Genomic DNA, 17,718 nt, shown 5'->3' with positions numbered 1-17,718 from the left:
GAACACGTGAAACAGGACGGCGTCTCGCGCCGCAACGAGTCGGATGCAGGCTGGGACGCGCCCGCCTTTCCCGATCGTTCCTCTGAGGGAGATCAAGGCATGGCCACATCCTTCGCCAGCGGCGCCGAAGAGCGCGAACCGCTCAGCCCGGCGCGGAAAGCCGCTTTGGGGGGCTTGGGCGTCATTGCCGTCGGCTGGGTCGCGCTTGTGGTCGCCAGCGGGACCGATCCGGACATCGGCGCGCGCTCGGCATGGCTGATCAACCTGATCGCGGTCGCGACGGCCCCCTTGTTGATCCTTGGCGGTCTCGCCGTGGTCCTGATGCGACGCCCGGCCGCGGCTGTAGCCTCGCTCAGCGCCGACGACGCCGCGCTGATCACCAGCGAAGCGCGCCAGGCCCTCACCATGCTCACCGACGTGAACGGCCAGCTTGCCGGCCAGACCCGCGAAACCGCCCGGGCAGCCGAGGCGGCGAGCGAGTCCCTGCGCCGATCCATGACGGAAATCGCCGCGCAAACCGACCTGCTCGGCCAGAACAGCACGACCTCGCTGTCGCGCGTGAGTGCCGTCGGCGACCGTCTCGCCGCGATGGTCGATACGCTGCCCAAGCTGGAGGACCGGCTGGCGACACTGGGCGAAACGCTCGCACGGGTCGGTGGCGATCTGGGCCAGCGCCACGACGCGCTCGATCATCAGTTGCAAGCGACAGCTTTGGTGGCGGAGGAAGTCCGCCTGCAGCTCACCGATGCCGGCAAGGCGCTCTCGGCGCAGATCTCCGGGCTGCGCGATGGCGCGCATGACGCGGGAGAAGAGCTGACCAATCTCTCCGAACTCTCCTCCGCCCGTCTCGACCTCACCATCGACCGCGTGAAATCCGTGCTCGATGCGACCGAGCAGCGCCTCGATGCGCAGAACGCCGCGCTGGCCGCGCTCGTCGAACAGAGCGCCGCGGCGATCGACCGCGCATCCAGCGGCGGCCTGGATCGCTTCGCTTCCACCTGCCGCGAGATGGAAGCCCTACTCGACGGTCTCGATGCCCGATTGGAAGGGCAGACCGGCAGGAGCACGCAGTGGCTGACCCAGACGAGCGAGCAAGCAGTCGCGCTTGCCCATTCGTTCGATGCGCTGGAGCAGGCCTCGCTCGCCCGCACCCAGCAGCTTTCCGGCACGCTCAGCCGGCTGTCAGGGGAAACCCAGGCCCTGATCGAGACTCTGGGGCGCGGCGATGGCCATGCCGGTCAGCTTATCCAGCGCACTGAAGCGTTGCTGCTCGCCCTCGACAGCAGCGTGCGCGAGCTGGACGAGAGCCTGCCTGCCGCGATCGGCCGGGTTGAAAGCCAGCTTGGCACGATGCACGAACGCATCCGCACGGCAGGGCCTGCGCTTGAAGCCGTGGAAGCGGTGGCGACCGGAGTCGTCAGCCAGTTGCGCGAGTCCGACAGGGCGACCAACACCCAGCTCAGCGTGCTTACCGAGGCTTTGTGCAAGTCTCAGGATGCCCTTTCCGCGCAGCGCCAGCAAATCGCGGCGCTGGCCGATGCGGTCGAGCAGGCAGGTCGTGGCATGGAGGTGCTTGGCGAGACGGTCGGCCCGCGTCTGGCGGAAGCGCTGGGCGAAGTCCGCAATGCCGCCGACGCTGCTGCCTCACGCGCGCGAGAAGCGATGGACAACGTGATCCCGGCAGCCGCGCAGGGGCTCGCAGTGGCCAGCGACAAGGCCATCCGGCAGGTGGTTGAGGCGACCGTCTCGAGCGAACTGGCCCGGCTGGCTCAGGCGGCCGACGAGGCTGCGCAGACCGCCCAGAAGGCCACCCACAAGCTGAGCGGCGACATGCTGACCCTCGCCGAAGCCGGCAAGACGCTCGACCTCGCCATCAGCGCACATCGCGAGAAGCTGGAGACGCAGGACCGCGATCTGATCTCCGAACGATCGGCCATGCTCATCGGCGCATTGGGCGAGCACGCCATCGATGTCGGCAAGTGGTTCGACAAGGATGTCTCGGACAGCGACTGGAACGCCTATCTCAAGGGCGACCAGGGCCTATTCGCACGGCGCGCGACCAAGCTGGTCAACAATGCAGAGGCGAAGCAGATCCACGCCCTCTATCAGGACGATGCCACCTTCCGCGAGCATGTGAACCGCTACATCCGCGACTTCGAAATGCTGCTGCGCACGGTGATGGCCGCCAAGGACGGCAGCACCCTGGCGCTGACAATGATCTCGTCGGATATCGGCAAGCTCTACGTGGCGCTTGCCCAGGGCATCGACCGGCTTCGGCCAAATTGAGGCCGAACTGAGCGGGGCGCGCGGCTGAAACCGCGCGCCCGCCTCCCGCTTATTGCCGGAGGCTCTCCGGCGCGTTCAAAAACCCGTCGAAGCTGCGTATGGTCACCCAGCCATATTCCCAGTTCGCGTAGAACAGCGCGAAGAACAGGGCTGAGAGCACCGTCGTGCGCAGGATCATGCGGAAGAAGCGGAACTCGTGGGGCGCGCTGTCCGCCTGCCCCGGCACCTTCTCCTTCCCAAGCTCGTCGCTGGTGCGCACGCCGAACGGCAACACCAGAAACAGGCTGAGAAACCAGATCAGAAAATAGATCGCCAGCGCGGAGCCGATTTGCATCCTCGCCTCCCTCAGCCGGCTTGCACGATCGTCACGTCGACGATCGGCTTCTTGCCGGTCCACTCGAACGCCACGCGCCGCGCGCCGATGCGCACCGCTTCCCGCAAGGATTCGACGTCCCCACTCGCCTTGCCCTTGGCAACCACTGCGCCCACAGCCTTGGCCGCATCGGCCAGGAACTGCTCGCGATCATCCTCGACCGGCACGCCCTTGGTGCGGATGTCCGGCGCGCCGAGCATCTTGCCCTTGGCGGAAATGGCGAGGCCCACGCTCATATGGCCGTGGATCATGATCTTGCGGCGCTCGTTCATGGTGTTGCCATCGGCCGGCAGGATCACATCGCCATCCAGCACGAGGCGCCCGGCGCGCGTCTCGCCGATCTTGTGCGGCCCATCGGGCGCGAGGCGGATGATGTCGCCATTGGTCTGCACGATGCCGCGCTCGATGCCCTGCTCCGCGGCAAAGCGCGCCTGCTCCGCCATATGGCGCAATTCGCCGTGCACCGGCACAATCATCTCGGGCCGGATCCAGCCATACATCGCCGCCAGCTCCGGCCGCCCGGGGTGGCCGGAGACGTGGATATGCGCGTCATTCTCGGTGATCATCACCACATTCTTGGCCGCCAGCGCATTCTGGATGCGGCCGATGGCCAGCTCGTTGCCGGGAATCTTGCGCGACGAGAAGATCACCGTGTCGCCGGTATCCAGCTTGATCGGGTGTTGATCGGTCGCGATGCGGGCGAGCGCGGCGCGGGATTCGCCCTGGCCGCCAGTCGCGATGATCATCGCTTCGCGCGGCGGCACCGCCATGATCGCGTCGAAGTCCAGCATCGGCGGCAGATTCTGCAGATAGCCGCAGCTCTTGGCGATGGTGATGATGCGATCGAGCGAGCGCCCGGCGACACAGAGTTTGCGCCCGGTGAGCCGCGCCACATTGGCCAGCGTCTGCAGGCGCGCGGCATTGCTGGCGAAGGTGGTCACCACCACCCTGCCCTTGGCGCCGGCAATCGTGCTCAGCAGATCGGCCTGCACTGAGCCTTCCGAGCCGCTGGCCTCGGGATTGAACACATTGGTGCTGTCGCAAACGAGCGCCAATACGCCCTCGTCGCCCACTGCCTTCAGCTCTTCTGCTGTGGACGGCACGCCGATCTGGGGCTCATCGTCGAGCTTCCAGTCGCCGGTGTGGAAGATGCGGCCAAAGGGCGTCTCGATCAGCAGCGCATTGCCTTCCGGGATGGAGTGCGCCAGCGGCAGATAGCGCATCCGGAAATCGCCGAGCGTAAAGCTCTCATCCTCCTGGATGACATGCAGCGTCACGCTGTCCGTCAGGCCCTCCTCCGCCAGCTTGCCGCGCACCAGCCCGGCGGTGAACGGCGTCGCATAGATCGGCACGTCGAGATCGGCCGCGAGATAAGGCACCGCGCCGATGTGATCCTCATGCCCATGAGTGAGCACGATGCCGAGCAAATCCTTCTGCCGCTCCTCGATGAAGGCGGTGTCCGGCATGATGAGATCGATCCCGGGGAAGGACGGATCGGAGAAGGTCACCCCCAGATCCACCATCAACCATTTGCCACGACAGCCATAGAGATTGAGATTCATGCCGATTTCGCCTGACCCACCAAGGGCCAGGAAGAGAAGTTCATCGCCTGGCGTCATGCACTTTTTCCGCTGCGTTCATAGAGGAGTGCCAGGCCGGTCAATGTGAGATCCGGCACGATGGCATCGAAGAGATCGGTCTTCTGGTCGAACAAGATGGCGAGGCCGCCGGTGGCAAGAACAGTCGCCGGGCGGCCGATCTCCTTGCGCATCCGCATGACCAGCCCCTCCATCATTGCCACATATCCCCAGAAAACACCAATCAGCATCTGGTCCTCCGTGGTGCGACCGATCACGGAATCATTGTTACGGGGGGATTCGATGGCGATGCGGGGCAGTTTCGCGGCATTGTTCACCAGCGCATCGAGCGACAGGTTGATGCCCGGCGCAATGATCCCGCCCTTATAGGCGCCGGTGTAATCGATATAGTCGAAGGTGGTTGCCGTGCCGAAATCGATGACGATCAGATCGCCTTCATAGGCGTCATGGGCGGCGATGGCATTGAGCGCGCGATCCGCGCCGAGCGTCTGCGGCATCGGCACGTCGACATTGATATGCCATTCCACCGGCGGCTTGCCGGCGATCAGCGGCTCCACGCCGAAATATTTGCGGGCCAGCACGTCGAGATTATGCAGCGCCCGCGGCACGACGGTGGAGACGATCACCGCCGTCACATCCTTCATGCCCAGCCCTTCGAGCTGGAGAAGCTGGTTGATCCACACGGCATATTCATCGCCGGTGCGGCGCGGATCGGTGGCGATCCGCCAGCGCGCGCGGATTGTCCGATCGGGCGCGATCAGCGCGAAGACGACATTGGTATTTCCGGCATCGATGGCTAGCAACATGGGCTGATCCTCTCAGGCGGCGTTGCGCGTTTCCCGCGTCGAATTCAAGGCAATATGCCGACATCGCCGCTGTGGATGACGGCCTGTGTCCCGTCGTCACAGGCGAGCATCAGCGCACCATCGTCGCGCAAGCCGACAAAGCGACCGTGAACGGGCGCGTCACCCGCGCCTGTCACCACCAGCGGCGTGCCGATGGGATGCGCCCGCGCGAGCCAGGCCGGGACGAGCGCGCTCGTCCCCTCGGCGCGCCAGCGCGGCAGCCAGTGGTCGACAGCAAGCACCAGCGCGTCGAGAACCACCTCGGCAGTGAGGCCGCCCCCGCCAGGCAAGGCATTCAGCGCTACGGTCGGGCGGTCGGCGAGCGACGGCGCGGTGGCGATGTTGACCCCGATCCCGGCGATGATCGCCTGCCCTTCCCGTTCCAGCAACATGCCCGCCAGCTTGGCGCCATCCGCAAGAACATCATTGGGCCATTTCAGCAGGATCGGCGCAGCAGCAGCCACGCTGCAGAGCGCATCGTGGACCGCGACACCCATCATCAAACTGATGCCGGTGACTGGCGGATCACCCGGCTGCAGCGCGATCAGGGTGGAGGCGTAGAGATTGCCCGTCGGACTCTGCCATGCACGCCCGAGCCGCCCTCGCCCCGCCGTCTGCCGCTCGGCGCGCAGCCAGTGCCCATCCGGCCAGCAATCGGCCTGCGTGCGCAGATCGGCATTGGTGGAGCCGGTTTCCGGCACGACATGGATGCGCGCGTGCGCCATCTAGCCGCGCCCCTGTGACGCCATGCGGTGATCGAGGGTCATCGATGCGCCCACTGCGCACCGCGGCGTCGCCCCACTGGGGAGGCGACGCGCGGCGGTCTCAGAACAGCGAGGCTGCAGCAGCCGCGCTCGCCCGGTCGAGCCAGGGGTTGAGCAGATAGCCCACCACGATGATCGCCGCGCAGGCGGTCATAAGCCCATATTCCAGCGGACTACGCGCGGTGCCATAAGGCTCGGCCGGCTGGTCGAAGTACATCGTCTTGACCACCTTGAGATAATAGAAGGCGCCGATGACCGAGGCGGCAACACCAATGGCGGCGAGCGGCGTGAGGCCCGCACCAACGGCGGCATCGAACACCAAGAACTTGGCCCAGAAGCCGAACAGCGGCGGAATACCCGCAAGGCTGAACATGAAGATGGCCAGCGCAGCCGCCAGACCCGGCCGCGAGCGCGACAGGCCCGCGAGGCTCGCGATCGTCTCGACCGGATTGCCGTCCTCATCCCGCATCTGCAGCACGCAGATGAAGCTGCCGACCGTCATGATGATGTAGATGAACAGATAGCTCATCACCGCTGCAACGCCTTCGGCCGTGCCGGCCGCCAGGCCGATCAGTGCGAAACCGATGTTGTTGATCGAGGAATAAGCCAGCAGCCGCTTGATGTTGGGCTGGTTGATCGCCGCAACGGCACCCAGCACGATCGAGGCCAAGGCCATGAAGATGATGATCTGCTGCCACGCGACGCCGCTCGGCCCCATCGCGCTGATCGCAACGCGCACCGTCAGCGCGAGCGCGGCCACCTTGGGCGCGCTGGCGAAGAAGGCGGTCACCGGCGTCGGCGCACCTTCATACACGTCGGGCGTCCACATGTGGAACGGCACGGCACTGATCTTGAAGGCCAGACCCGCCAGCACGAACACCATGCCAAACATCTCGCCGGTGCTCAGGCCATCGGCCATCGCCGCGGCGACACCGGTGAAGCTGGTCGTGCCCGAGAAGCCATAGAGCAGCGACATGCCATAGAGCAGGATGCCGCTCGCGAGGCCGCCGAGCACGAAATATTTGAGGCCCGCTTCTGCCGAGCGCGAATCCTTGCGGGCAAAGCTCGCGAGCACATAGGCGGCCAGGCTCTGCAGCTCGAGGCCGATATAGAGCGTCAGCAGATCGGCCGCCGACACCATCATCGACATGCCGATGGACGAGAAGAGGATCAGCACCGGATATTCGGCGCGCAGGCCACCGTCGCCATCGAAGAAGCGCGGGGCCACGACGATGCAGGCCGCAGCCGCGAAGAAGATCAGTGCCTTGGCGAAGCTCGCAAAGGCATCGGCGCGGTAGAGACCCTCGAAGATCAGGCCGCCGGCATTCACCGCCGGCGTGGCGAGCAGCAGGCCGGCCACGGCCAGCGCCAGCACCGAGAGCCAGCTCACCGTGCGACCGGCGCTGTCGCCCGCAAAGGCACTCACCATCAGCAGGACCAGCCCTGAGATCGTCAGCGTGATTTCCGGCAGGACCGAAGCAAATGCGCCCAGGCTATCCATCAGTGCGCCCCCTCGGCGTGTTCTTCGTGATGTGTGTCAACGGCTTTGCCGGTGCCCTTGGTGAGATGGGCGTCACCGGCGGGCTTCGCAGCCTCGGTGCGGGCAACGATGCTGGCGACATTGCCGCGCATCGGCGCGAGGAAGCTTTCGGGATAGACGCCCATCCACAGGACTGCGGCGGCAATCGGCACCAGCAGCGCCAGTTCGCGCGCCGAGAGGTCCGGCATGGCGCGGACGTCGTCCTTGACCAGATCGCCGAACACGACGCGCCGGTAGAGCCACAGCATGTAGGCGGCGCCCAGGATGATGCCGGTGGTGCAGACCAAAGCGACCCAGCTCGATGCCTGATAGATGCCCATCAGCGACAACAGTTCGCCGACGAAGTTGCTCGTGCCCGGCAGGCCGACGGAGGCCATGGTGAAGAGCATGAACAGCAGCGCATATTTGGGCATGTTGACGGCAAGGCCGCCATAGCGACTGATCTCGCGGGTGTGCAGGCGATCATAAATGATGCCCACGCACAGGAAGAGCGCGCCGGAAACCAGGCCGTGGCCCAGCATCACCATCATGGCGCCCTCGACGCCCTGCTGGTTGAAGGCGAACAGGCCGACTGTCACGATCGCCATGTGCGCGACCGAGGAATAAGCGATCAGCTTCTTCATGTCGCTCTGCACCAGCGCGACGAGGCTGGTGTAGACCACCGCGACCATCGAGAGGCCCCAGACCAGCCAGGCCAGTTCGGCCGAGGCCACCGGGAACATCGGCAGCGAGAAGCGGATGAAGCCATAGCCGCCCATCTTCAGCAGCACGCCGGCGAGGATGACCGACCCGGCGGTCGGCGCCTGCACGTGCGCATCCGGCAGCCAGGTATGGACCGGCCACATCGGCATCTTCACCGCGAAGCTCGCGAAGAAGGCGAGGAACAGCCAGGTCTGCGCATGCGGCGGGAAGTCATAGGCCATCAGCACCGGAATGGCGGTGGAGCCGGCCGTGCGGACCATCCACAGCATCGCGATCAGCATCAGCACCGAGCCGAGCAGCGTATAGAGGAAGAATTTGTAGCTCGCGTAGATCCGGTCCGCGCCGCCCCAGATGCCGATGATGAGATACATCGGGATGAGGCCGGCCTCGAAGAAGATGTAGAAGAGGAAGATGTCCTGCGCCGCGAAGACGCCGATCATCAGCGTCTCCATGAACAGGAACGCCGCCATATATTCGCCGACGCGGTCCTTCACGGATTCCCAGCTCGCGCCGATGCAGATCGGCATCAGGAACACCGTGAGCGCGATCAGCATCAGGGCGATGCCGTCGATGCCCAGCGCCCAGGCGAACCGCCCGAAGATCGGCGCATATTCGGTGAACTGCCACTCCGCCGCGCCGGGCGTCATGTCGAAGTTCAGCCACAGGATAGCGCCCAGCACCAGGTCGATCAGGGTCGCGGCGAGCGCGATCCAGCGCGCCGACTGCGCCGAGACGAACAGGCAGGCGATGGCGCCGATCATCGGAACGGCGAGCATCAGCGAAAGGATTGGGAAGCTCTGGCTCATTTCGGCATGATCGCCCAGGTGACTGCCGCGGCGAGGCCAATCAGCATCACCAGCGCATAGGAATAGAGATAGCCCGACTGCATAGCCCGCGTGACCCGGCTGCCGGCGACGACGACTGCCGCCGCGCCATTGGGACCGAACCGATCGATGACCCCCTGGTCGCCGCCCTTCCAGAAGACGCGGCCAAGCCACATGGCCGGGCGAACGAAAATGAGATCATACAGCTCGTCGAAATACCACTTATGCAGCAGGAAATCGTAGAGCATGTAGAACTGCGCCGTAAACTTGGCCGGCCAGTCGGTGTGGCGGATATAGGCCAGCCAGGCGATGACGAGGCCGGTGAGCATGACGACGGCCGGCGTCGCCTTCACCCAGAACGGCACTTCATGCGCGGCATGGACCAGATGCTCGTTGAAATAGAGCGTGCTGGCCGCCCAGAAGCGGGCGCCCTCTTCGACCCCGAAGAAGCTGTAGTAGAACACATAGCCACCCAGCACCGCGCCAAGGCTCAGCACGATCAGCGGGATGAGCATGACCAGCGGGCTCTCATGGGGGTGATAGCCTGCCGGGCCGGTCGCCTGCGCATCGACGCCATGGCCGTGCGGATCATGACCCGCATCTTCCTGCGCCGGCGGATTATCCGCGCCATGCTCGGCATGGCCATGTGCTTCGGCGTGGGCATGGTCGTCATGGCCGTGACCGTGGGCATCATGCCCATGCGCGTCATGCACAGCGTGCTGAATGTGCTCGCTGCCCGCCCAGCGGGGCTTGCCCCAGAAGGTCAGGAACATCAGGCGCCAGCTGTAGAAGCTGGTGAGCAGCGCCGCGAAGGCGCCGACGAAGAACGCGCCCGTGCCATGGCCGCCCGCCGCGAAGGCGCTCTCCAGGATGGCATCCTTGGAGAAGAAGCCGGCAAAGCCGAAATAGGTGCCGGGAATGCCGACGCCGGTAATAGCCAGCGTGCCGAGCAGCATCGTCCAGAAGGTGATCGGGATCGATTTCCGCAGGCCGCCATAATAGCGCATGTCCTGCTCGTGGTGCATGGCATGGATCACCGAGCCGGCGCCGAGGAACAGCAGTGCCTTGAAGAAGGCGTGCGTCAGCAGGTGGAACATGGCGGCGCCATAAGCGCCGACACCAGCAGCGAAGAACATGTAGCCGAGCTGCGAGCAGGTCGAATAGGCGATCACGCGCTTGATGTCGGTCTGCACCGTGCCGATTGTGGCGGCGAAGATGCAGGTTGCCGCGCCAACGATGGTAACCACCGCCATGGCCGTCGCGCTCGTCTCGAACAGCGGCGAAAGGCGGCAGACCATGAACACGCCTGCCGTGACCATGGTCGCTGCGTGGATGAGCGCGGAGACCGGCGTCGGGCCTTCCATCGCGTCCGGCAACCAGGTGTGGAGGCCGAGCTGCGCGGACTTGCCCATCGCGCCGATGAACAGCAGCAGGCACAGGACCGTCATGGTGTCGAGGCGCATGCCAAGGAAGCCGATGGTCGAACCGGCCATGGTCGGGGCCGCCGCCAGGATCGCCGGAATGTCGATCGTGCCGAACACCAGATAGATGCCGAAGATGCCGAGCATGAAGCCCAAGTCGCCGACACGGTTGACCACGAACGCTTTGATGGCTGCCGCGCCCGCCGACGGCTTCTTGTACCAGAAACCGATCAGCAGATAGGACGCCAGGCCCACCCCTTCCCAGCCGAAGAACATCTGCAGCAGGTTGTTGGCGGTCACCAGCATCAGCATCGCGAAGGTGAACAGCGATAGATAGGCGAAGAAGCGCGGCTGATCCGGGTCCTCGTCCATATAGCCCCAGCTATAGAGGTGAACGAGAGCGGAGACGCTGGTGATGACCACGAGCATCGTCGCCGTGAGCGAATCCACCCGCAGCGCCCAGCCGACGTCCAGCGTGCCCGAGCGCATCCAGGTGAACAGCTCGACAATCTGCGGCTGCGCACTGCCGGTGAGGTAGGAGATGAAGATCGGCCAGGAGAGCGCGCAGGAGAGGAACAGCGCGCCCGTCGTGATGACCTTGGCCGGCACATTGCCGATGGCGCGCTGGCCCAGCCCCGAGATGATCGCGGCCAGCAGCGGACCGAAGACGATGATTGAGATCACGCGATCAGCCCTTCATCTGGTTGACATCGTCGACGGCAATGGTGCCGCGCTGACGGAAATAGATGACGAGGATCGCCAGACCGATCGCCGCTTCACCGGCGGCCACCGTCAGAACGAACATGGCGAAGACCTGCCCGACCAGATCGCCCAGATAGGCGCTGAACGCGACGAGATTGATGTTCACCGCCAGCAGGATCAGCTCGATCGCCATCAGGATGACGATGATGTTCTTGCGGTTGATGAAGATGCCGAGCACGCCGAGCACGAACAGGATCGCGCTGACGACGACATAATGACCTAGGCCGATCATGCGGAAAGACCTCCCTTTCCGTTCGCTTCGAGCGAATTCGAGAAGCGGAGTGCGCGACGTGTCTCGACGACGCTCGACACGAACGGAGCGTTGATGCGGAAGAGGCTCACAGCTCTACCCCCTTGCCGACCGGCTGATCGATGTTGCGCACGGCATCCTCGGGCCGGCGGCGGACCTGCTTGCCGATGTCCTGCGAGCGAACGCCGCCCCGGGCGCGATGCGTCAGCACGATGGCGCCGATCATCGCGACGAGCAGGATGAGCCCGGCCGCCTCGAACAGGAAGATGTAGCGCGAGTAAAGCAGCGCGCCGATCGCCTGGATGTTCGGCATGTCCGTCGGTGTCGGCGCAGCCCGCTGCGCGAGCGTGACCTCACCGGCCTGCCAGATGGCGATGCCCAGCACCAGCTCGACCAGCAGGATCAGCGCGATGGCGCCGCCCAGCGGGAAATAACTGACGAATCCCGCTCGCAACTCCGCGAAATCGATGTCGAGCATCATCACCACGAAGAGGAAGAGCACGGCGACCGCACCCACATAGACGATGACGAGCAGCATCGCGACGAACTCGGCGCCGAGCAGCACCATGAGTCCCGCCGCGTTGAAGAACGCCAGGATGAGCCAGAGCACGCTGTGCACCGGATTGCGCGCGAGAATGACCATCGTGGCGGATGCCACGACGATGCTCGCGAACAGGTAGAAGGCGAAAACTTGAACGGTCAAAACGTCCCCCTCTGGTCCCTTCGCGGCGCCTTAACGGTAGGGGGCATCGGCGGCAAGGTTCGCCGCGATTGCCCGCTCCCATTTGTCACCATTGGCGAGCAGTTTCGCCTTGTCGTAATAGAGTTCTTCACGGGTTTCCGTGGCGAACTCGAAGTTCGGGCCTTCCACGATCGCATCGACCGGGCAGGCTTCCTGGCAGAAGCCGCAATAGATGCACTTCACCATGTCGATATCGTAGCGCGTCGTGCGGCGCGAGCCATCGTCGCGCGGCTGCGCCTCGATGGTGATCGCCTGCGCCGGGCAGATTGCCTCGCACAGCTTGCATGCGATGCAGCGCTCTTCGCCATTGGGATAACGGCGCAGCGCATGCTCGCCGCGGAAGCGGGGCGAGATCGGGTTCTTCTCATAGGGGTAGTTGATGGTCGCCTTTGGCTTGAAGAAATATTTCAAGGTCAAAGCGTGCGCCTTCAAAAACTCCCAGAGAGTGAAGGATTTGACGAGATGCGCAATCATGCGCCGCCTCCATAGCGGGTCAACATCAGGAACCCGGACACGAGGAATACGAAGAAGAGCGAGAGCGGCAGGAATACCTTCCAGCCCAACCGCATGAGCTGGTCATAGCGGAAGCGGGGCACCGTCGCCTTCACCCATGAGAAGATGAAGAAGAAGATGAAGGTCTTGGCCAGCAGCCAGATGATACCCGGCACATAATAAAGCGGCGCCCAGTCCACCGGCGGCAGATAGCCACCCCAGAAGAGCAGCGCATTGAGCAGGCACATCAGGATGACGTTGGCATATTCGCCGAGCCAGAAGAGCGCGAAGCTCATCGACGAATATTCGGTCTGATAGCCGGCGACGAGCTCGGATTCCGCCTCGGTCAGGTCGAAGGGCGCGCGCGCCGTCTCCGCCATGGACGAGATGAGGAACACCACCGCCATCGGGAAGAGCAGCGGATTGAAGCCGTGGCCGTTGAGGAAGCCATAATAGCTGCGCTGCGTCTCGACGATGGTCGAGAGATTGAAGCTGCCCGACCAGAGCACGACGCTGATCAGCACGAAGCCGATCGAGACCTCATAGGAGATCATCTGCGCACTGGCGCGCATCGCCGAGAAGAAGGGATATTTCGAGTTGGAGGCCCAGCCCGAGATCACCACGCCGTAAACGCCGAGCGAGCTGATCGCGAGAATATAGAGCAAGCCGACATTGATGTCCGCCAGCACCATCCCGGCATCGAACGGAATGACCGCCCAGGCCAGCAGTGCCACCGTGAAGGTGATGATCGGCGCAAGGATGAACAGCCCCTTGTTAGCCGCGCTCGGGATGATCGTTTCCTGCAGGAAGACCTTGAGGCCGTCCGCGAAGGACTGGAGCAGGCCGAAGGGGCCCACGACGTTGGGACCGCGGCGCAGCGCCATCGCCGCCCAAATCTTGCGGTCGGCATAGATGATCATCGCCACCGCCAGCATGAGCGGCAGCGCGATGAGCAGGATGAGGATCAGGTTGGCGACGAACCAGCCGAAGCCCGTGCCCAGATAGGTCTGGAAAAACTCGGTCATTCCGCGGCCTCCGCGAATTCTTCACCCATGACCAGTTCCGCCGAGCAGCGCTTCATCGTCGGGCTGGCCCGGCAGATGGCGTTGGTGAGATAGAAGTCCTTGATCGGCAGGCTAATCGGGCCGCTCGCATTGCTCGCGAGCGACGGGGCCGACCAGCCGAATTCGACCAGGCCTTCCTGTGCCAGCGCCGGGACGGCGGCATACATGGCAGCACGGAGCGCCTCGAAGCTGTCGAACGGCAGCGTCTTGCCCAGCACATCAGAAAGCGCGCGCAGGATCGTCCAGTCCTCGCGGGCATCGCCCGGCGCGAACACGGCCTTGTCGCCCCGCTGCACGCGACCTTCCGTGTTCACATAGGTGCCGGCCTTCTCGGTGTAGGCCGCGCCGGGCAGGATCACGTCCGCCGCATGGGCGCCCTTGTCACCATGGTGGCCGACATAGACCTTGAAGCTCTTGCCGAAGAGATCGAACGGCACATCGTCCGCGCCCATCAGGAACAGCAGCTTGGGCTCGCTCTGCGCGATCGCCTTCACGCCGCCCTGTGCCGCATAGCCAAGCATCAGCCCGCCCATCCGTGCGGCAGCCATGTGGACGACGTTGAAGCCGTTCCAGTCAGGCTTGATCAGACCGAGCGTGTTCACCGCCGCCAGTGCGGCGCCGTGTACGCCCGCGGCCGCCAGCGCACCGCCGCCCATGATGAGCGCCGGGCGGTCGGCCGCAGCGAAGGCATCAAGCACGTCCTTGGGCAGGTTCGCGAGCAGCGCGGCATCGTTGCCGAGCGAGATCACCTTGTAGGTCAGGTCCACGTCCGGCCCGATGGACCAGACCTTGGCGCCCTTCTTGATGGCCTTGCGGATGCGCGTGTTGATCAGCGGCGCTTCCCAACGCAGATTAGTGCCGACCAGCAGGATCGCGTCCGCCGTCTCGATGCCGGCGAGCGTCGAATTGAAGTTCACCGCCGAGAGGCTGGAAACCTCATAGTCGAGGCCGCCCTGGCGGCCTTCGAGCAGCGAACCGCCAAGACCATGGACAAGCTCACGCGCGGCGAACATCGTCTCGCAATCGAGCTGATCGCCGGCGATCGCCGCGACCGAACCGTTGGCGCTTTTCGCCGCGGCAGCGATGGCCGCAAAGGCCTCGTCCCACGTCGCGGGGACGAGCTGACCGTCCTTGCGAACATAGGGCTTGTCCAGCCGCTTGCGCATCAGCCCGTCAACGGCGTGGCGGGTCTTGTCGCTCGCCCACTCCTCGTTCACGTCATCATTGACGCGCGGCAGCACGCGCAACACGGCGCGGCCACGGCTGTCGATGCGGATATTGGTGCCCACCGCATCCATCACGTCGATGGCGAGCGTCTTCTTGAGCTCCCAGGGCCGCGCCTCGAAAGCATAGGGCTTGGACGTCAGCGCGCCGACCGGGCAAAGATCGACCACATTGCCGGATAGCTCGCTCTTGGCGGCATGCTCCAGATAGGTGGTAATCTGCATGTTCTCGCCGCGATAGATCGCGCCGATCTCCGGCACGCCGGCCACTTCCTCGGCAAAGCGCACGCAGCGCGTGCACTGGATGCAGCGGGTCATCACCGTCTTGACGATGGGGCCCATATATTTCTCGGTGACCGCGCGCTTGTTCTCGTCGTAGCGCGATTGGCCACGCCCATAAGCGACGGACTGGTCCTGCAGATCGCACTCGCCGCCCTGATCGCAGATCGGGCAATCGAGCGGGTGATTGATGAGCAGGAACTCCATCACGCCCTCGCGGGCCTTCTTCACCATCTCGCTGTCGGTGCGGATTTCCTGCCCGTCAGCGGCCGGCAGCGCGCAGCTCGCCTGCGGCTTGGGCGGCCCGGGCTTCACCTCGACAAGGCACATGCGGCAATTGCCCGCGATGGAAAGGCGCTCATGATAGCAGAAGCGCGGAATTTCCTTGCCGGCCAGCTCGCACGCCTGAAGCACGGTCGCTCCGGCGGGAACTTCGATGTCGATGCCATCTACTTTGAGTTTAGGCATTAGTGAACAGTCCTTGCATAGCGCGCCCAAAGGCCTTCGACGGCAAGCGATCGAATCATCGTTACGTTGAGCTTCAAAGTTTGATCCGGGGGCAAACAACCGCCAACAGCCGCCGCGAGAGAAACAGCGCCTGCCCGCTCCTCCGGCGAGTCCGACACCGTCCGCACCAACGCGTCAGCTCCAGCTAAATCGTGGTAAACTAGGCAGTCGGCGACGGCAGCCAGAACGACACTTGCTTCCGGAACGGATCCGACAGTCAGGGGCTCCCTTGACAACACCTCGACAGCGTCGGTCGGCGGGCGGGGAGCGCCTTCGAAGCGAGAGAGATAAGCTTCTTCTGCCATCAACAAACGAAAGCTCGGTATGCTGACCTGCGCCGTCATATCGCCCAGACCGGCTTCTCGTTCCAGGCATGTCGTGAATACTGAAGATGACGATGCCGGCTTTCCTTTACGCGCACCCGCGAGCTTTGCCCATCCGCCCTCATAGTCCGGGCTTATCAGATAGGCGTCGATTTCTGCCGCGCGATAGCCGTACACGCACTTTGCAAACCGCTTGCGGACGAGCGCCGTAGCGAGTTCACGCGCCGTAATAGAGTTTTCTGCGTGTCGGTACATCGACCCGGCAGGAAGAGGCTCCGCTGGTGGCCGCCCCTTGCTATCAGGCTCCGCGGCATTGCCAGATGTAGCGGCTATCAGAACGCCAACTGGCACGATTAGCCGAAGAAAGCGCGCGTCCATCACTCCGCTGCCTCCAGCACAGGGGCGCCGCCGCGCTTGGCCGCGATGCGGCGCTCGATCTCGGGGCGGAAATGGCGAATGAGGCCCTGGATCGGCCAGGCGGCTGCGTCGCCGAGCGCGCAGATGGTGTGGCCTTCGACCTGCTTGGTGACCTGGAAGAGCATGTCGATCTCTTCCACCTCGGCATCGCCGCGCACAAGCCGCTCCATCACGCGCCACATCCAGCCGGTGCCTTCGCGGCACGGCGTGCACTGGCCGCAGCTCTCATGCTTGTAGAAGTAGCTGAGCCGCGCGATCGCCCGCACGATGTCGGTCGACTTGTCCATGACAATGACCGCTGCCGTGCCGAGGCCGGAGCCGAGCGCGCGCAGGCCATCGAAATCCATCGGCGCGTCCATGATCTCGGCGGCCGGCACCAGGGGCACCGAAGAGCCGCCGGGGATGACCGCGAGGAGGTTATCCCAGCCGCCGCGAATGCCGCCGCAATGGCGATCGATCAGCTCGCGGAACGGGATGCTCATGCTCTCCTCGATCACGCACGGCTTGTTCACATGGCCGCTGATCTGGAAGAGCTTGGTGCCGCGATTGTTCTCGCGACCGAAGCTGGAGAACCAGCCGGCGCCGCGCCGCAGGATCGTGGGCGCAACCGCGATGCTCTCGACATTGTTGACCGTGGTCGGGCAGCCATAGAGGCCCGCGCCCGCCGGGAATGGCGGCTTGAGGCGGGGCTGGCCCTTCTTGCCCTCGAGGCTCTCGATCTGCGCGGTTTCCTCGCCGCAGATATAGGCCCCTGCCCCGCGATGCACGAACACGTCGAAATCATAGCCCGAGCCGCAGGCATTCTTGCCGAGGAAGCCCTTGGCATAAGCCTCTTCCACCGCCGCGAAGAGCACCTTCGCTTCGTAGATGAACTCGCCACGGATGTAGATATAGGCCGCCCGCGCGCGCATCGCGAAGCCGGCGACGAGCGCGCCCTCGATCAGCTTGTGCGGATCGTGGCGGATGATCTCGCGGTCCTTGCACGAGCCCGGCTCGGACTCGTCCGCATTGATGACCAGGAAGCTCGGACGCCCGTCCTTGCTTTCCTTGGGCATGAAGCTCCACTTCATGCCGGTCGGGAAGCCGGCGCCACCGCGACCACGCAGGCCCGAGGCCTTCATGATGTCGATGATGCCATCCTGCCCGATTTCAAGCAGCTTCTTAGTATTGTCCCAATCGCCCCGCTTCATGGCGGCGTCGATGCGCCAGTCCTGATAGCCATGGACGTTGGTGAAGATGCGGTCCTTGTCTTCCAGCGGGCCGACAAAGGGCGCGGGTGCGGTCTCGCTCATGCGATCCCTCCAAA

15 protein-coding genes are annotated in these 17,718 nt (G+C 64.4%); 1 reads left to right on the top strand and 14 read right to left on the bottom strand.

Annotation, left to right across the window (positions count from 1 at the left end):
- Positions 1-99: 99 nt before the first annotated feature.
- Complete coding sequence (locus M2333_RS03280; protein ID WP_264585334.1) at positions 100-2,286, top strand: hypothetical protein; 2,187 nt, start codon at positions 100-102, stop codon at positions 2,284-2,286.
- A gap of 49 nt (positions 2,287-2,335) precedes the next feature.
- Here M2333_RS03280 and M2333_RS03275 read toward each other — a convergent pair whose 3' ends face one another.
- The 14 genes from M2333_RS03275 to nuoF form a co-directional block, all read right to left on the bottom strand.
- Positions 2,336-2,620: a DUF1467 family protein gene (locus M2333_RS03275; RefSeq protein WP_264570743.1), complete on the bottom strand. Its 285-nt coding sequence runs from the start codon at positions 2,618-2,620 to the stop codon at positions 2,336-2,338.
- Positions 2,621-2,631: 11 nt separating this feature from the next.
- The gene (locus tag M2333_RS03270) at positions 2,632-4,278 is read right to left on the bottom strand and encodes a ribonuclease J (protein WP_264610847.1); all 1,647 of its coding nucleotides are present in this window, start codon (positions 4,276-4,278) and stop codon (positions 2,632-2,634) included.
- Positions 4,275-5,063, bottom strand: coding sequence for a type III pantothenate kinase (locus M2333_RS03265; protein ID WP_264587463.1), 789 nt, complete (start codon positions 5,061-5,063; stop codon positions 4,275-4,277). Before M2333_RS03265 ends, M2333_RS03270 begins: the two co-directional genes overlap by 4 nt.
- 44 nt (positions 5,064-5,107) lie before the next feature.
- Entirely contained in the window at positions 5,108-5,827 is a 720-nt protein-coding gene (locus M2333_RS03260; protein ID WP_264610846.1) for a biotin--[acetyl-CoA-carboxylase] ligase, read from the bottom strand.
- A 100-nt stretch (positions 5,828-5,927) separates the two neighbouring features.
- Entirely contained in the window at positions 5,928-7,367 is a 1,440-nt protein-coding gene (nuoN, locus tag M2333_RS03255; protein ID WP_264610845.1) for an NADH-quinone oxidoreductase subunit NuoN, read from the bottom strand.
- Positions 7,367-8,914 (bottom strand): NADH-quinone oxidoreductase subunit M, encoded by a 1,548-nt coding sequence (locus M2333_RS03250; RefSeq protein ID WP_264610844.1) that lies wholly within the window; start codon positions 8,912-8,914, stop codon positions 7,367-7,369. The genes nuoN and M2333_RS03250 overlap by 1 nt, the downstream gene beginning before the upstream one ends.
- Positions 8,911-11,037 (bottom strand): NADH-quinone oxidoreductase subunit L, encoded by a 2,127-nt coding sequence (nuoL, locus tag M2333_RS03245; protein ID WP_264610843.1) that lies wholly within the window; start codon positions 11,035-11,037, stop codon positions 8,911-8,913. Before nuoL ends, M2333_RS03250 begins: the two co-directional genes overlap by 4 nt.
- A 4-nt stretch (positions 11,038-11,041) precedes the next feature.
- The gene (gene nuoK, locus M2333_RS03240) at positions 11,042-11,347 is read right to left on the bottom strand and encodes an NADH-quinone oxidoreductase subunit NuoK (protein WP_181560075.1); all 306 of its coding nucleotides are present in this window, start codon (positions 11,345-11,347) and stop codon (positions 11,042-11,044) included.
- 106 nt (positions 11,348-11,453) lie between these two features.
- A complete protein-coding gene (locus tag M2333_RS03235) occupies positions 11,454-12,068 on the bottom strand; it encodes an NADH-quinone oxidoreductase subunit J (protein WP_181560076.1) in 615 nt (204 codons plus the stop codon).
- Positions 12,069-12,098: 30 nt separating this feature from the next.
- Positions 12,099-12,581 carry an NADH-quinone oxidoreductase subunit NuoI gene (nuoI, locus tag M2333_RS03230; RefSeq protein ID WP_264570750.1) on the bottom strand — a complete coding sequence of 161 codons (483 nt, stop codon included), beginning with the start codon at positions 12,579-12,581 and terminating at the stop codon, positions 12,099-12,101.
- Complete coding sequence (gene nuoH / locus M2333_RS03225) at positions 12,578-13,624, bottom strand: NADH-quinone oxidoreductase subunit NuoH (RefSeq protein ID WP_264610842.1); 1,047 nt, start codon at positions 13,622-13,624, stop codon at positions 12,578-12,580. Before nuoH ends, nuoI begins: the two co-directional genes overlap by 4 nt.
- Complete coding sequence (nuoG, locus tag M2333_RS03220) at positions 13,621-15,633, bottom strand: NADH-quinone oxidoreductase subunit NuoG (protein WP_264610841.1); 2,013 nt, start codon at positions 15,631-15,633, stop codon at positions 13,621-13,623. Before nuoG ends, nuoH begins: the two co-directional genes overlap by 4 nt.
- Complete coding sequence (locus M2333_RS03215) at positions 15,633-16,172, bottom strand: hypothetical protein (RefSeq protein ID WP_264610840.1); 540 nt, start codon at positions 16,170-16,172, stop codon at positions 15,633-15,635. The genes nuoG and M2333_RS03215 overlap by 1 nt, the downstream gene beginning before the upstream one ends.
- A gap of 200 nt (positions 16,173-16,372) precedes the next feature.
- Positions 16,373-17,704, bottom strand: a complete 1,332-nt coding sequence (nuoF, locus tag M2333_RS03210) for an NADH-quinone oxidoreductase subunit NuoF (protein ID WP_264610839.1) — start codon at positions 17,702-17,704, stop codon at positions 16,373-16,375.
- Between the last annotated feature and the right edge of the window lie 14 nt (positions 17,705-17,718).

The organism is Sphingobium sp. B11D3B (assembly GCF_025961735.1).
In the GTDB taxonomy this organism is placed as follows: Bacteria; Pseudomonadota; Alphaproteobacteria; order Sphingomonadales; family Sphingomonadaceae; genus Sphingobium.
The sequence above is the reverse complement of the archived record's forward strand: the minus strand, read 5'-3'. Positions and strand labels throughout refer to the sequence as shown.